The 15,285-nt window shown below is 33.5% G+C and carries 15 protein-coding genes; 6 read left to right on the top strand and 9 right to left on the bottom strand.

What is annotated here, in order from left to right:
• Positions 1-26: 26 nt before the first annotated feature.
• Complete coding sequence (rsmH, locus tag NBT05_RS08545) at positions 27-929, bottom strand: 16S rRNA (cytosine(1402)-N(4))-methyltransferase RsmH (protein ID WP_265773069.1); 903 nt, start codon at positions 927-929, stop codon at positions 27-29.
• Positions 916-1,386: a division/cell wall cluster transcriptional repressor MraZ gene (mraZ, locus tag NBT05_RS08540; protein ID WP_265773068.1), complete on the bottom strand. Its 471-nt coding sequence runs from the start codon at positions 1,384-1,386 to the stop codon at positions 916-918. The genes rsmH and mraZ overlap by 14 nt, the downstream gene beginning before the upstream one ends.
• A 312-nt stretch (positions 1,387-1,698) precedes the next feature.
• Between mraZ and NBT05_RS08535 the strand changes: the two genes are divergently transcribed.
• The 3 genes from NBT05_RS08535 (at position 1,699) to NBT05_RS08525 (ending at position 4,804) form a co-directional block, all read left to right on the top strand.
• Complete coding sequence (locus tag NBT05_RS08535) at positions 1,699-2,463, top strand: alpha/beta fold hydrolase (RefSeq protein ID WP_265773067.1); 765 nt, start codon at positions 1,699-1,701, stop codon at positions 2,461-2,463.
• 43 nt (positions 2,464-2,506) lie between these two features.
• Positions 2,507-3,118, top strand: a complete 612-nt coding sequence (gene yihA, locus NBT05_RS08530; RefSeq protein WP_265773066.1) for a ribosome biogenesis GTP-binding protein YihA/YsxC — start codon at positions 2,507-2,509, stop codon at positions 3,116-3,118.
• Between the two features lie 333 nt (positions 3,119-3,451).
• A complete protein-coding gene (locus tag NBT05_RS08525; protein WP_265773065.1) occupies positions 3,452-4,804 on the top strand; it encodes a hypothetical protein in 1,353 nt (450 codons plus the stop codon).
• 563 nt (positions 4,805-5,367) lie between these two features.
• On the opposite strand, the gene NBT05_RS08520 is transcribed toward NBT05_RS08525, so the two are convergent.
• Positions 5,368-6,858: a hypothetical protein gene (locus NBT05_RS08520; RefSeq protein WP_265773064.1), complete on the bottom strand. Its 1,491-nt coding sequence runs from the start codon at positions 6,856-6,858 to the stop codon at positions 5,368-5,370.
• Positions 6,859-7,028: 170 nt separating this feature from the next.
• Between NBT05_RS08520 and yiaA the strand changes: the two genes are divergently transcribed.
• On the top strand, positions 7,029-7,457 hold the full coding sequence (gene yiaA / locus NBT05_RS08515; RefSeq protein WP_265773063.1) for an inner membrane protein YiaA: 429 nt from the start codon (positions 7,029-7,031) through the stop codon (positions 7,455-7,457).
• A 247-nt stretch (positions 7,458-7,704) separates the two neighbouring features.
• Here yiaA and gldC read toward each other — a convergent pair whose 3' ends face one another.
• Together gldC and gldB are read right to left on the bottom strand one after the other, a co-directional pair.
• Positions 7,705-8,043 carry a gliding motility protein GldC gene (gldC, locus tag NBT05_RS08510; RefSeq protein ID WP_265773062.1) on the bottom strand — a complete coding sequence of 113 codons (339 nt, stop codon included), beginning with the start codon at positions 8,041-8,043 and terminating at the stop codon, positions 7,705-7,707.
• Entirely contained in the window at positions 8,036-9,010 is a 975-nt protein-coding gene (gene gldB / locus NBT05_RS08505; RefSeq protein WP_265773061.1) for a gliding motility lipoprotein GldB, read from the bottom strand. Before gldB ends, gldC begins: the two co-directional genes overlap by 8 nt.
• Before the next feature lie 219 nt (positions 9,011-9,229).
• Between gldB and nadE the strand changes: the two genes are divergently transcribed.
• A complete protein-coding gene (nadE, locus tag NBT05_RS08500) occupies positions 9,230-10,018 on the top strand; it encodes an NAD(+) synthase (protein ID WP_265773060.1) in 789 nt (262 codons plus the stop codon).
• Positions 10,019-10,164: 146 nt separating this feature from the next.
• Complete coding sequence (locus NBT05_RS08495; protein ID WP_265773059.1) at positions 10,165-10,797, top strand: response regulator; 633 nt, start codon at positions 10,165-10,167, stop codon at positions 10,795-10,797.
• Positions 10,798-10,821: 24 nt separating this feature from the next.
• On the opposite strand, the gene dnaG is transcribed toward NBT05_RS08495, so the two are convergent.
• The 4 genes from dnaG to NBT05_RS08475 form a co-directional block, all read right to left on the bottom strand.
• Entirely contained in the window at positions 10,822-12,810 is a 1,989-nt protein-coding gene (gene dnaG / locus NBT05_RS08490) for a DNA primase (protein ID WP_265773058.1), read from the bottom strand.
• Positions 12,811-12,890: 80 nt separating this feature from the next.
• Positions 12,891-13,352: an RES family NAD+ phosphorylase gene (locus NBT05_RS08485; protein ID WP_265773057.1), complete on the bottom strand. Its 462-nt coding sequence runs from the start codon at positions 13,350-13,352 to the stop codon at positions 12,891-12,893.
• Positions 13,349-13,789 (bottom strand): antitoxin Xre-like helix-turn-helix domain-containing protein, encoded by a 441-nt coding sequence (locus NBT05_RS08480; protein WP_265773056.1) that lies wholly within the window; start codon positions 13,787-13,789, stop codon positions 13,349-13,351. Before NBT05_RS08480 ends, NBT05_RS08485 begins: the two co-directional genes overlap by 4 nt.
• A 406-nt stretch (positions 13,790-14,195) precedes the next feature.
• A complete protein-coding gene (locus NBT05_RS08475; protein ID WP_265773055.1) occupies positions 14,196-15,260 on the bottom strand; it encodes a hypothetical protein in 1,065 nt (354 codons plus the stop codon).
• Between the last annotated feature and the right edge of the window lie 25 nt (positions 15,261-15,285).

The following is a 15,285-nucleotide window of genomic DNA, read 5'->3' as shown; positions in this document are numbered from 1 at the left end:
ACTATTACTAATTATCTACTATTCCCTTAATTTGCTATACGTTCTGCTATCCTCAACTTGGCACTTCTGGCCCGATTATTTTGTCTAATCTCTTCGACGCCTGGTACAATCAGTCCGTTTATTTTTTTAAAGGGTACCGAGATATTTCCAAAAACATCTTTTTCAGGTTCTCCTTCAAATAAACCACTGCGGATGTAGCGTTTTACCAATCTGTCTTCCAGGGAGTGATAGGAGATTAAGCTTAACCGACCTCCCGGAGATAATAACTCGGGGGTTTGCTGTAAAAATTCTTTTAAAACCTGAATTTCCTGATTAACTTCTATACGTATTGCTTGAAATATTTGTGCGAGTATTTTGTGTTCTTTATGAGCTGGTAAAAAAGCCTGTAAAATTTCTTTTAAGTCCGTACTACTTTCAATCGTTTTATTTTTTCTGGCTGAAATAAGGGTTCGAGCCAGTTTAGGAGCGTTTCTTAATTCGCCATAATCCCAAAACATTTTTCGAAGACCCTCTTCCTCATAAGTATTTAAAACTTCGATGGCAGATATGGAATCATTTTGATTCATTCGCATATCCAATCTGGCTTCAAATCGCGTGGAAAAACCACGGTCGGCCTGGTCAAACTGATGCGAAGAGACTCCAAAATCTCCCAGAATACCATCTACTTTTTTAATCCCAAAGAGGCGTAGAAAACGTTTGATATACCTGAAATTTTCCGGAATAAGCACTAATCTGGGATCATCAATGATATTATCTTGAGCATCGGCATCCTGATCGAATGCATATAACTTACCGGTATCAGATAACCGACTTAGAATTTCTTTGGAATGACCACCTCCCCCATAGGTAACATCCACGTATATGCCATCCGGACGAATATTTAAGCCGTCTACCGTATCTTTTAATAATACCGAATTATGATAACTCATTACCATCATCTTCAAATCCCATTACTTCTTCAGCTAGATCTGCAAAATCTGAGGTTGCATCATCTATTGCCTGTTCATATTTATCTTTATCCCATATCTCTAAAATGTTCACTGCTGAGGATAAAACCAATTCTTTAGTAATTCCGGCAAATACAATTAAGTCTTTTGGAATTAATAAGCGACCGGTTCCATCTATCTCTATCATCTTTACTCCTGCCGTGAACCTTCTTATAAAATCATTATTCTTTTTTTTAAACCTGTTCAACCTATTCATCTTTTGCATTAATAAATTCCATTCTTTCATGGGATACAATTCCAAACAGGGTTGAAACACGCCTCTTTTCAGTACAAAACCCTCTTGTAAAACGGGTGCCAACTGCTTTTTAAAAGCGGCCGGAAGCATTAATCTGCCTTTAGCATCTGCCTTACATTCGTATGTACCAATAAGATGGGTCAACAGCGTTTACTTTAAAGTTCTATTGTCAAATATATTGAAAAAATTACCACTTTCTACCACTTCTTACCACATTGTTAATAAATAATTTTTTAATAAATGGCTGATATGTAGTATAAAAGCCCCTAAAAATGTTAAGGAAACTAGCCTTGAAAAATTGAAAAAAGCTAGTGTGATTCCTATTAAATTCTTATGGAAAATTAATGTAAATACTGAAAATTTACTTAATAAAAATACCTAATGACTATTTCTGAAAAAAGGTGAAACTTATTTTGAAAGTGCTATATTTGCTCTAAGAGTTTGCAAAGAGCTTTAATGACACACGAGTTACAAAAACAAGGAAAATTTAGTTATTTAGAATCCGGAGAGGGTACTCCTATTATCATATTGCATGGGTTGATGGGAGGCTTAAGTAATTTTGGTGGTGTTGTGGACTTCTTTCCAGGAAAAGGATATAAAGTACTAATCCCAGAACTACCTCTATATGACATGCCCCTTATCAAAACAAGTGTAGGTACATTTGCTAAGTACCTGGGAGAATTTATTGATGCACTGGGTTATCAAAAGGTTATTCTACTAGGTAACTCTCTGGGAGGCCATATTGCTTTGTTAGGGAGTAAAATGTTTCCTGAAAAAGTCAAAGCACTTGTCATAACCGGAAGTTCAGGACTTTATGAAAGTGCTATGGGAGAGAGCTATCCTAAAAGAGGGGATTATGATTATATCAAAGCCAAAGCTGAAAATGTCTTTTATGACCCGAAAATTGCTACTAAGGAAATTGTAGATGAAGTATATGCTACGGTAAATGACCGGAATAAACTTATACGGACTTTGGCCATTGCAAAAAGTGCTATCCGACATAATATGGCTTCGGACTTACCTAATATGAAAACGCCTACCTGTATTATTTGGGGTAAAGATGATAATGTTACTCCACCTGAAGTTGCGGATGATTTTAATAAGTTATTACCTGATTCTGACCTCTTTTGGATTGATGAATGCGGACATGCTGCTATGATGGAACATCCGGAGGCTTTTAATAAAATTCTACACACATGGTTACAGGAAAGAGGATTGTAACTATCATCTTTGTAACTGTTTTAGACCATAAACCCATAGTATTTTGAAAATTACCAGTGCCGAATTTGTGATCAGTAATAGTGATGTTAGTAAATGCCCAAAGGAGCGTTTACCTGAATATGCCTTTATCGGACGTTCTAACGTGGGTAAGTCTTCTCTAATAAATATGTTGACCCAGCGTAAAAGCCTGGCTAAAACTTCAGGAAGGCCGGGTAAGACCCAGTTAATTAATCACTTTTTGATAAATAAAAGCTGGTTTTTAGTAGACTTACCAGGGTATGGTTATGCACGGGTTTCAAAATCTTCTAAAAAAGTATTTCAAAAATTTATTACTGCCTATTTTTCCAAAAGAACCCAACTGGTTTCTGCTTTTGTCTTGATTGACTGCCGACATGAGCCTCAAAAAATTGATTTGGAATTTATGCAATGGCTAGGAGAAAATCAAATTCCGTTTTCTATTCTTTTTACTAAAGGGGATAAGCTATCAGAAAAAAAACTGGAAGTTCAGATTGAAGCTTATAAAAACGAATTATTAACTTATTGGGAAGAAGTACCGCATTACCTTATAACCTCATCTAGTTCCGGATTAGGAAGAGATGAAGTATTACAATATATAGACAGTATCAATCAGGAAGTTTCAGGATCTGTTAAGTAGGGTTTTTAGTTGGTTACTGGTTGTTAGTTGATAATTATTGGGTTATTTGATTAGTTGAATAGGCACTAGGCAATAGCCAAAAGTTTTATGGTTATTGGGTTGTTTTATTAGTTGAATAGGCACTAGGCAATAGCCAAAAGTTTTATGGTTATTGGGTTGTTTTATTAGTCGAATAGGCACTAGGCAAAAGGCACTGGTTTTTTGGTTATGGGGTTACTTAGTTACTAAGTTATTAAGCGATTCCTTATCTCTTGATCTCTCATAATACTGTTTGACAGGATGGTGTTCTTTTAAACTTTTATTGTTAATGTAAGTTTTTATGGTAGGGTTTTTATGATGTTGCCCGTTATACTATTAAATCACCATAAATTTAAAAAGATGATACTAAAAACAAAAAGTAAAGAGCTACTGGAAAGCAACCATTCTGAATTAAGATTTAGATTACGCGTTTTAAAATATATAAAGCTTAGCCTTCTAACATTACTACTATGTATTACAGCCTGTAGCCAAGATGATAATACTGGTGATACTGATGAGGATAGCATGGTTAACGAAATTTGTCCGGAGGTTTCGCTTGCTTTACAAGAGGATGCTAACAATAAAGCAAAAGTTACCGTAGAAGCAACTTCTTCTATTACCAAAGACGCTATATATACATGGAAGGTAATTGATAAAGATGGGACCCACACCATGGATAGTATTACAACCAGTGGTATATCCTGGCAATTAAAAGAAGGCGAGACCGAATTCTTTGTAACCGTAAAAACACTTTCATGTGATCAAGATGTTGAGCAATCTATTACTCATAAACTTGTGCCATGCGAAGATACGGTATTGCCTGTTGCTTCTAGCTCTGAATTTCTCTATCGAAACTTTACCTTTAAAGACGGATACATTTATTATGCACAAACAAAATTGATTGGTTTAGGACCCCCAGGAGTGGCTATTTATAAGTTAGATCTTTCTGATACTAATGCATTACCCATAAAAGTTGTTGATGTTAGTGAAAATATAACGGGATGGGTATACGATCTAGTATTTAAAGATGATATACTTTATGTTTCTGTAGATAATGTAATTGATTTCTTTAAAATTTATAAGATAGATACTAGTATAAAAGAGCCAAGCTTAGTTGAAGCAATAGATGATTACAGAGCTAGAAGCAAAGCCATTAAAGGTAATGATATGTATATGGTTGGAGGATTTAAGACCGATAATAGAAATATTATGAAGATGGATCTTACGCAATCGCCACCTAAACCTACAAATGTTATTACTTTTAGTCAGGATATTGGTATTGCTACCCATATTTTATTTGAGAAACAATCTCTTTATACAGTGATCCAAGGTGGTGAAAAGGGGTTTCGTATTTACAAGATTAATGTAGACGACCCTAATATAAAACAAACACTAGTTTTTTCTGGTGATAAGGATGCATATATTGTTAATGATATGACTCTAAACGGAGATAATTTATACCTTTTGTTGAATCCTTTGGATGGCTCAGATAATACTATTATAAAAAAATTAGATCTTAGTATTACATCTCCCAAATTAGAAGGTGTTGATGAAAACTATGATATTGATATTACAAATTTTGAATTTTATGAGGGTTGGCTTTATATGACAGGTAGAAATGATAATGGTATTTTCGAAATTGTAAAAGCACCTGCTTGTGCTTTATAATAATTATAGAAAATGATGGTTTCAAAGAAGTATAAATACCTAAACTTTAATGCTCTATAAATATTAAGTAACTAAAAATTATCTAATGATATTTTACGTCAACTCTGTTTGTTGAAAACAAGTAAGTTTCTAAATAGTAACTGTTCTAAAAACGCCCTTACCGGGCGTTTTTGTTTTTTAAGTGGTTATGTGTAAATCCCTATACATATCATACAAAATACCTAAAAAATCCATTCTTTATAAAAATTAATAATTGGTTGTTCTTTTAGAAGAGGTTAGATTATTTAATATCTCTTTAGCTATAGTTGATAACAGTTTTTTCAGGCAGTTAGAATCACATGGCTTTATTTACAAAATGGTGTAAATACTTGTATTAGTAATTCCGGAATTAAGAGGATATCCATCACTGAGTAGATTCTTACGGTATAGAAGTACTATAAATTTAGTACTTCCCGCCAGGAGAGCCATACTTAAGAAAGAGTTTAAAAAATTATTTTATACACATCGTTATAAAAACAATAAACCCATCCTAAATACCTCAAAACCTAATTTTTAGGGATTGACTAGGTAGCATTTATTAAATCCAGGGTTACTGTATAAAGTGATCCTCCTGAGGTTCTGCTTTTAAGCCAGGCATAAAAACTCATTACATAAATATCTTCCTGCGAATGTTCTTTCCATTTAAAAGAAACTTCAATTTTATCAATAAAATACTTTGTTTTTCTTTTTTCGGGGTGCTTATGATAATAGGTAATTAAGCTTACAAAGGTTAACACCCTATCCTCATGTATAGCACGAAGGTATTTTTTATGTTTTTTTAAAAAACTGGCTAATCGGGATGCTACTAAACCAATTTGTTCTAATTCTATACGTAATAAAATTTCGACAAGGTCTTTCTTAACAATCCAATCCTGCCCTATTCGTTTTTGATAATAGGCATCCGTATGTTCAAAAAGCGAAAATATACGTAAAGACTTTTTATACTGTTCTTGCTGAAAATAAAACACTAGTAAACTGAGGTGTACCTTAAATTCAAAATCAACAGAGAAACGTGTTGATCCTTTTTTTATAGATTCTAAAAGTAGAATAGCTTTCTCCGAGGCTCCGGTGTAATTGTAAAGCAGCGATTTTAATAAGTATATGTTTCTGGATGAAGTTGTAGGTTTGTTTGAAGTATTCTTAATTAATTGCTCTGCTTCTTTTACGTAGGACCAAGCTTTCAGAAAATATTTATTACGAAAAAAAGCATTTCCTATGATATAGAGAATTTCAATTTGATACTCTGTATTTGCGATGGTTTTTAATTTATCCTTAAAAATTCGGTAACATTCTTCCATAAAAGGTAAGACCGTGTAAAAATCTCTTCGCACCGTTGCATGTTCTGAAAACAGGTGAATCAATTGATATAGGGCTTTAAAAGAAAGGTCTGCCGTAATAATTATCCCGGTTTGATTTAAAATCTGACGGATCACCTGATCCAGAGGAATGGATTGTTGTGCTATATCTGTACGAATAAGTACTTGTTTTATAGAAGCATATAGTACAGTTAAATTACTATCCCTTTGTAATGCTATTTGATTACCCCTTAGTTTACCAAGAATTTGATCCAGGGTTTCTTTTTGTTGTAAATGAGCATATTGGATTTGAATCTGATAAATTTCATGTAGATATGTGTAGAGTTCGCCTTTTATTGCTTTTTTTTCTGCTTTTTCTAATAAATTAAATGCTTCCTTAATTTCATTATGTTGCAATAAGACACGACTGGTTGCTATCCATTTAATAAGAGTAACATCTTTTGTTTCTTCCTCGTCCAAATGCCTAACAGCAATAAAATCAATTAAGTTGTTAGTAAGCCTGTTGACCACGGCGTAATATTGATTTTTAGCAGTATGATCATAAAGATGAACATCCGGATGTTTAATCAACGGATTTGAACTTAATAAATCAAACAACTTAATATTTTTGCTATCATTTCTTTTGTTCCTACTCTTTAGATACTTAATAAACTTTTTCTTTTCTTCTTTAGATAGTACAGAAATTAACTTATCAAGCATTTTTAATCGTATGATTTTTATTATTTAACTAATTATTTTTCAATATAATAAATAAAATAAAGCAAAACTTTAATCGTAAGTTTTTACTTAAAACTGAATTTTTTAATATTGGTAAAGCCCTCATTTTTGTACCATAATTAATCAGAAAATCATTTTTAAAACTTATTATTATGGAAAATCAAATTTTTAACGAAAAGGAAGCAAGTACAAAGAATATCGGACTAAAACCAACTAAGGCATTTATTTCAGTTTCTTGGATTGCTCTAGTCACAGGAATGACTTCTTACTGTATTGGACTCTGGAACGCAGTAATGGAGTTAAATGAAAAAGGTTATTATTTTACTATCTTACTCTTTGGACTTTTTGCTGTAGTTTCAGTACAAAAAAGTGTACGTGACCGAATGGAAGGTATTCCGGTAACTGAAATTTATTCAGGAATTAGTTGGTTTTGTTCTTTGGCTTCTATCCTATTGCTAATTATAGTTTTATGGAATGCCGAATTAACATTGAGTGAGAAAGGATTTTATGCAATGTCTTTTATTTTGAGTCTTTTTTCGGCCATAGCCGTACAGAAAAATACACGAGATATAAAAGTTTAAAATAACATTAAGTAAATAATTAACTGAGTTTAAATCTAAATTGTTGACCGAAATTTATAACATAAAAAACGCCTGATTCTTCTCCAGGCGTTTTTTATATATCCGTCATATTCGGGCATATTTTTGCATTTGCTTCAGTATGATTGATACTATGTTTAATTTCAAACTCAACTGAGATATTACAAAACTTATAGTTTTTGCTTTATAACACTAACCCCAAATTAATTTTCATAATAAAATTTATCAATTACTTCTTGATAAGATCTAATTTTTCTGCAAAGTAGTCGCAAAAATCTTTCATGGTAGCCGTCATTTTTTCGTCTTGAGTAGCACGGTAAAACGTATCACTCATAGATACCAACGTCTGATAAAAGAATAAACGCATTTCATCTACCGGCATATCTTTAGTCCATAAATCAATACGTAGGCTTTCTTGTTTTTTAGGATCCCATACGGATAAAAGCATCGCTTTGGTTTCCTCATTTATAACTCCCCCGTCTTTTGCCGTCCACTTTAATTTTTCCGGCACCTTATTTTCATCAAGCGACACATCAATTTTTATTTCTGAAGTATGTATTTTACTCATTCTTTTTTGGTTTATATCGGGATGCTTTAAATAGCTGGTCAGCATCTTCATTAATAAGTTGTCGCAAAGATACGTCCTTATTGCGCATAAATGATTTTACGATTTGCCAACCTATAAACCTACCTACACGATCCGGGGATTCGTTATCAATCAGTTGAAGATTAAATTTTGAAAATGGAGCAGGGTACAAAAACCGGGTACTCAAATTCTTATCGGTTTTATACAATAATTCCCTATCTATAAAGTAACGCCAAACCTGTTCTTCGTTTTCTAAGACCCACTGCCATTCTTCATCGGTATATCCTATCAGTTGTGCTTCGCTACTTTGTGGTAATAACTTGCTTTTGCCATAGAGTTCTTTACCATAATAAATCATATTTGCCAGGAAAGTACGATCAGATGGTAACGGAATAATTTCTTTTAAATACCGAGCGGCAATATCTGAGGTAAGCTGGTCTGCATTAAAATTCTTTTTGATAAACTGCTGGATGCCCTGGTAAAAATAATGGTCCGTACCTAGATATGTATCTAGCGAAATTAATAGAAGGCTATCAGCCAGGATTATTTTTTGTTGATAATCCACATCTGAGGTAATGGTCACTACTCGTGGCACCTTTATTTCCGGAAAATAGTACTGTATATGCTGCATCAGATTTTTAATTTCATCTTCTGACTTTTCTAAGCTTGGAAATTTTTTTAAAACCTCTGAACTTAGTTCTGCCTGTAACGTATCTACAGACTTTTTTAACCAGATACTGTCCGGAAATTGAGGCGGGAAGAGAAAGGGATAGGTAACTTTTAAATCAGCTAACTTTTGGTTATCCAGGTTTATAAATTCCTGGTCAAAACGTTCGATTGAAATATTGACCGGGATACCGGCTATTTCGTCTTTGGTTTTTTGATCTTCGGAGCAACTTACCAGCATCATAGGCAAGGCAATAATTAGCAATGTATAATAGATATTCATAAAAATTTATAATCATATAAAACGTTCAATGCTACTATAAAAATGGTTGTGATAATGTTATTATAAATTAATAACTTACCTCTGTAACGCTTTCTTTTTTTATTAATTTTATCCGCTTTAATACTCATATCAGTTCCAAAGGTAAAATTAAGGTATTTACAGCATCCTATCCCAGGTATGATCGGAACTGATATTTTTTAATTTTAAAATTATTTTGCTATGAAAACAGAAAAAATTATTGATCATATTGTGAATTGGCTAAAAGATTATGCTACTAAATCCGGGCAAACCGGTTTTGTAGTTGGAGTAAGTGGCGGTATTGATAGTGCGCTTACCTCTACATTATGTGCAAAAACCGGAATGCGAACTTTATGTGTGGAAATGCCAATTCATCAGTCAGCCAACCAGGTATCGCGCGCCAGAGAACACATTAACCAACTTAAAAAAAGGTTTGCAAACGTAACCAATGTCGAAGTAAACCTGAACCCGGTGTATGAAGCTTTAATTACGGCTGTTCCGGAAGAAAAAGAAGATCCGCAATCTGATCTAGCCCTGGCTAATACCAGAGCCCGTTTACGTATGACCACGCTCTATTATTTTTCCGGATTACATAGATACCTGGTAGCAGGAACCGGAAATAAGGTAGAAGATTTTGGCGTTGGTTTTTATACTAAATACGGTGATGGCGGTGTGGATGTTAGTCCTATTGCCGATTTATTAAAAAGTGAAGTTTACGCCTTGGCCAAAGCACTGGAAGTACCGCAAAGCATTCAGGAGGCTGCTCCTACCGATGGTCTTTTTGGGGATAACCGTAGTGATGAAGATCAACTGGGTGCTTCTTACGACGAATTGGAATGGGCTATGAAAATGAGTGAACAAAGCAAAACTTCTGATGATTTTTCGGGTAGGAAAAAAGAAGTTTTTGAGATTTACACCCGTCTAAATACGGTAAATCAGCATAAAATGCTACCCATTCCGGTGTGCAAAATACCCGTTCATCTATTATAGTAAACACTTAATCGAGGAAAGAATAAATTTGATGGTTATAATACTACTTCTTAGTAATTTTACGTTATATTATTCACACAAAGTAGTAAATCTTTAATAATTGTTTAAGTTTTGAAACGCCTTAAACATTTACAAACACAAACGTAATGACAAATGTATTAATTGCTGACCATCATCCTATTACACGCAAAGGAATCGTATCACTACTTAAAAATATTGACAATTTTAACATTGTAGGAAAAGTTAGTAATGGTAATGAAATGTACGATGTGCTAAAAGGGGAAACTCCGGATTTATTGATTATGGAATTAGATCTTCCTCAAATCAACGGAATTACTGCTTTACGTACCATTAAGAAAGAATTTACCGGAATTAAAGTGATTATCTTTAGTTCTCATCCCGAAGAAATGTATGCATTAAGTGCTATTAAGGCAGGAGCCTCTGCGTATTTATCAAAAACCGTATCTACCAAGACTTTAAAAAAGGCGATTGAAAAAGTGGCACGCGGAGGTATCTATTTGAATGATAACCTTACCCAACAGTTAGCTAATGGCAATACGGAAAAGAACAATATGGTGGTAAAGTATAAAAAGCTTTCTTCTAGGGAAATTGAAGTACTTAACCTCTTATCATCGGGTAAGCGTAATAAAGACATCGCCAGTACGCTTTCTATTAATGAAAAAACCGTAAGTACCTATAAAACGCGTTTACTTAAAAAATTAAAAGTTGATAATCTGGCGGATTTGATACATCAATCCCGTCTGCTACATATCAACTGAACTTTTTAATTATAATTAGGTAATTTATACTACTCGGTTTAATTTATTAGACAATACTTTTTTAAGTTGGGTATAGTCCATAACGTCCTGTTTAATTTCTTCAAGATTTAGTTCTTCTGAGATTGAAGTGTCTTTTTTAAAATTTTCTAATAGTTCTTCTATTTTTAAATTAATTAAAAACCTACGTAGGTTTAGAATAACATCAGAAACATAACGGGCAACCGTCCAGTCTTTTTGTTTTACGTGAATTTCTTTATCATCCCAACGGTGAAGTTCATACTTTTCTTCGTTCATAATAATCTCCGTAATTTGAGATGCGATTTCAGGGGTCATTTTATTAATAAAATTCTCTATTTTAAAAGTTTCAACAAGATTTAGTTCTTCAATAAGTATGTTATAAGCTGCTTTAAAAGTTTCATTAGTAAATTCAATTTCATCTTCCTGAAGGTCTAAAAAGATTTTTTCAAAAACACACATGGTATGTTTTTCTAATTCCGGCACCAGGTCTCCATCCTCATTTTCTTTTAAGACCAGGTCCTCAAATTCTTCTTCTTTTTTACCGTATAACAACAGGATTTCTATGATCTTTTTTTCCAGTTCGTATTGCGGATTTACTTTTTCTACAGGTTGAGAAGTATCTGGTACGACTTCCATTTGTTTTTTAGAAACCGCTATTTTCTTTTGTTGTTCTCTTTCAGCTCCTGCTAAAGTCTGAGCCAGGGTATTAAATAGCACTTCTTCAGAAATTTCCATAATCCTTGCACATTCACGTACGTATAGTTCTTTTTTTATGGCATCCGGTATTTTAGAAATACTTCGTACCATATCGGTGATCATTTCTGCTTTTCTAGAAGGGTCATTTTTTGATTCTTCTTGTAGTAAAGAAGCTTTGAATTGTATAAAATCCTGAGTGTTTTGATTAAGATATTCTTTAAGTTCCGGAAGTGTATTTTCACGGGCAAAGCTATCCGGATCTTCTCCTGCGGGGAAGGTACAAATACGCACATTCATCCCCTGTTCTAAGATTAAATCGATCCCCCGTATAGATGCCCTTATCCCGGCTGCATCGCCGTCAAATAGAACGGTAATATTAGCGGTTAACCGACTGATTAATCGTATCTGATCCGGAGTTAAGGCTGTTCCTGAAGAAGAAACCGTATTTACTACCCCGGTTTGATGAAACTGAATCACATCCGTATAGCCTTCTACCAGGTAACACTCATCCTCTTTTGCAATAGCTTGTTTTGCATGATAAATTCCGTATAATACTTTACTTTTATCATATACCTCACTTTGTGGGGAGTTAAGGTATTTAGCAGCCTTTTTATCATTGGTTAAAATTCTACCCCCAAAACCAAGTACCCTTCCGGATAAAGATTTGATAGGAAACATCACACGTCCTTTAAAACGATCAAAGGTTTTTTGACTTCCGTCCTTGGCTTCTTTTACAATAGTAAGCCCCGTTTTTTCCAGAAATTCTAATTTATAAGAACTTTTAATAGCTGCATTGGTAAAAGCATCCCAGAGATCGGGAGAATATCCTAACTCAAATTTTTTAATAGTATCTTCAGTAAAGCCCCTTTCTTTATAATAGGTTAATCCGATTGCCTTCCCTTCTTCACTGCCCGTTAACTTCTGCTGAAAGAATTGATTTGCATATTCATTAACCAGGAATAAACTTTCTTTTTCATTTGCTTTTTCTTTTTGTTCACTGGTTTGCTCTGTTTCTTCAACTTCTATATTGTATTTTTTAGCCAGGTATTTTATCGCTTCGGGGTACGAATAATGCTCGTGTTCCATAATAAAAGCAATGGCGTTTCCCCCTTTTCCACTTGAGAAATCTTTCCAGATTTGTTTTACCGGGGATACCATAAAAGAAGGGGTACGCTCGTCACTGAATGGGCTTAAACCTTTAAAATTACTACCTGATTTTTTAAGCGTTACAAAATCACCGATCACCTCTTCAATACGAATGGCGTCATATACTGCATCAACGGTATTTTTGTGAATCATAGGTCAGGTAATTGGCACCTACAAAAGTAAAGGAATAGAACGGCTTTTTATAGCCTGTAATTTTAAAATTATTAAGATACTTACAATCTAAACAAGCGTTGATCAAAATCAAACAGAGTGGTATCTATAATTTTAATTTTTGAAATGTCACGGTGTACTGGATTAATCAAGTAATTAAAATCGCCCGGAACAATGGCGGATGGCACTTTTAATACCAGCTTATCATTTGTGGCAATAAATTGATCTCCAGTTGTTTGGGTAATCTCAGAAGGCGGATGTAAGCGCCAGATAGGATCATCCAGGTGATCGGTATTAAATACTTGTATGGAAGCATCCGGAATTTTAATACTAACCATATAATAGTTTCTAGGCAACATATTGAGCGGTACGTGTACGGCTACTTCAAGATTTGCAAGCGCCCTGGATTGTGCGGTATAGATCATACGGGTACCTCTATTGTTCCATCGCCCACCATATTTTTCGGCACCGAAACCGGAAAGGTCATTTTTATAAGCACCCTTAGACAAACGGTATACTATCATGCTAATACCCCGTGCTCTAACCGGCCTAAAGCATCTCTTACCACTTGTATCCCAATGGTAGTATCCAGCAAATCTTTAGGACAAACTCCACCTAGCGTAAGTGTATTTACGTACAGCCAATTAAAAAAAAGCGTATCGTCTTCAAAAACAGAAGTGCCATAATGCATTAATTGATAGATACTGACAATTTTCTCGCTTTGTTCTTGTTTAAAAACTTTGACATCTTCTTTATGACGCTCTAGTGTACGTATGGATATATTTAAGAAATGCGCCCAGTCTTTATTAGTAAAGGGAGACCAGGTGGCAATTTTTTCAAATTCTTTATAAGGAATACCTTCTCTGACTAACCTGATTAATAAAAGCGAACGATTATCATCATTAGCACCTTTTATAAAAGCACTATCAGAGCTTGTAAAAAAATCAATAGCTGCAGACATATATTTTTTTACAAATATACAACAATTGTCGTTACATATATGACAAATGTTATTTTAATTTTATAATGACTTTTTACCTACGTTCAAAAAAAAAAGAGATCATTCGTATTGAACAACCTCTTTCCATATTACCATATTCTATAGGTTAAGAACTAGTTAGTTTTTTATTTCAGCGATATAAATTTTAAGACCTTTTGATTTTTAATTCACTAGTGTTATATTATTAGTAATATCTCCAAGTCTTTAATTTCTTCCAAATAAAGGAAAATTTATAGTTATTTCCCTCAAGAAAACCATATTTTAATGTTTAAAATACTAGTTAATTTTAAAGATACTAAAATTTAATAAAACTCAAAATAAATTTGAAAAAATACATTTTTACACCCTTCATTATTGTTCTTAAGTGCTATAAGTCAAACCTTACCCCCAAAGAAATATTATTTTGATCTATTTCCTGATCTTGAAAGATTGGAGACAAGGTATATTTTAAGTATACGGAAGTATCCCCAAAACCAATATAACTACTTACCCCGTACAGAAAATCATTAGTATTATAATCCGTTTTTATTTTATCTTTAATATCTTCTCCATCTTCCTTATATTTTAACTTTTGTCGGGTACTTATGTTTGTTCCAATAAAACCACCAATACCTAATTTAAATTGATGTGAAGTATTGTATCTAATACGATCTTCTTCTTGTATAAATCGTGAAGTTCCTATCTCAAAATGTACGGGTATTATAAAATTATCTAACCTGAATTTTGATTTATCCAGATTCACCCTGAATCCCTCCAACGCCGTTATACCGTCTCTTCTTACAAAATAACGATTATCCGTAGGTTTCAGTCCTTCTGAACTATAGGATAGCCCATAATTCAATCTTAAAAAGTTGGTGTTCTTAAAAACCCGGGTACTCCACATCCAACCTAATTCAAAAAATCGGCTACCTGCTAGTTTATAATCTAAATCATTAATGGACTGCCCGTTTGCAATTGCATTATTAAATCCCACTCCAATTACAATATGATTGGTGGTACGGCGATCGTATTTTACTTTTTTTTCTTTTTTATTCCCAAAATTAAAAACAATTGTATTTTGTTTTGTTGTTGTAACTGAATCCTTTTGTATTTCATCAATAGTAAGTTCTTCGTTTAAAGGGTAAGCCAAGCCATTTCTTTCTAATAAGGCTATTTTACTATCTAAAATGTTTAATTTGTTTTCGATATTAAGAGCATGTTTTTTAGCTAATAATTCTTTTTGACGTTGTGCTTCTGCTTTAGAAATTTCATTTTTTGCCAGTCTGTTGTTAATTGCCGCTACCTTATTTTTTAATATTGCTTTTTCTGACTGAACCACCTGATCTTTTTCTTCTTTGAGTTGATTTATTGGATTAGGAATTTGTTCTTGTCCGGTCACATATTGGACACTAGTTAGTACCATCGCCATGGCGAAAATATATACATATCTCATAATAATTAGGTGTTTGTGGTAGTAC

The sequence above is a fragment of the Aquimarina sp. ERC-38 genome (assembly GCF_026222555.1).
Classification (GTDB): domain Bacteria; phylum Bacteroidota; class Bacteroidia; order Flavobacteriales; family Flavobacteriaceae; genus Aquimarina.
This window is presented reverse-complemented; position numbering and strand designations above follow the sequence as displayed.

Excerpts from the sequence above, each read along its gene's own strand:
- NBT05_RS08535 (WP_265773067.1), top strand. The coding sequence starts at position 1,699 with ATGACACACGAGTTACAAAAACAAGGAAAATTTAGTTATTTAGAATCC.
- rsmH (WP_265773069.1), bottom strand. The coding sequence starts at position 929 with ATGAGTTATCATAATTCGGTATTATTAAAAGATACGGTAGACGGCTTA.
- gldB (WP_265773061.1), bottom strand. The coding sequence starts at position 9,010 with ATGAATATCTATTATACATTGCTAATTATTGCCTTGCCTATGATGCTG.
- NBT05_RS08495 (WP_265773059.1), top strand. The coding sequence starts at position 10,165 with ATGACAAATGTATTAATTGCTGACCATCATCCTATTACACGCAAAGGA.
- NBT05_RS08475 (WP_265773055.1), bottom strand. The coding sequence starts at position 15,260 with ATGAGATATGTATATATTTTCGCCATGGCGATGGTACTAACTAGTGTC.
- NBT05_RS08485 (WP_265773057.1), bottom strand. The coding sequence starts at position 13,352 with ATGATAGTATACCGTTTGTCTAAGGGTGCTTATAAAAATGACCTTTCC.
- NBT05_RS08525 (WP_265773065.1), top strand. The coding sequence starts at position 3,452 with ATGATGTTGCCCGTTATACTATTAAATCACCATAAATTTAAAAAGATG.
- NBT05_RS08480 (WP_265773056.1), bottom strand. The coding sequence starts at position 13,789 with ATGTCTGCAGCTATTGATTTTTTTACAAGCTCTGATAGTGCTTTTATA.
- yiaA (WP_265773063.1), top strand. The coding sequence starts at position 7,029 with ATGGAAAATCAAATTTTTAACGAAAAGGAAGCAAGTACAAAGAATATC.
- dnaG (WP_265773058.1), bottom strand. The coding sequence starts at position 12,810 with ATGATTCACAAAAATACCGTTGATGCAGTATATGACGCCATTCGTATT.
- NBT05_RS08520 (WP_265773064.1), bottom strand. The coding sequence starts at position 6,858 with ATGCTTGATAAGTTAATTTCTGTACTATCTAAAGAAGAAAAGAAAAAG.
- nadE (WP_265773060.1), top strand. The coding sequence starts at position 9,230 with ATGAAAACAGAAAAAATTATTGATCATATTGTGAATTGGCTAAAAGAT.
- gldC (WP_265773062.1), bottom strand. The coding sequence starts at position 8,043 with ATGAGTAAAATACATACTTCAGAAATAAAAATTGATGTGTCGCTTGAT.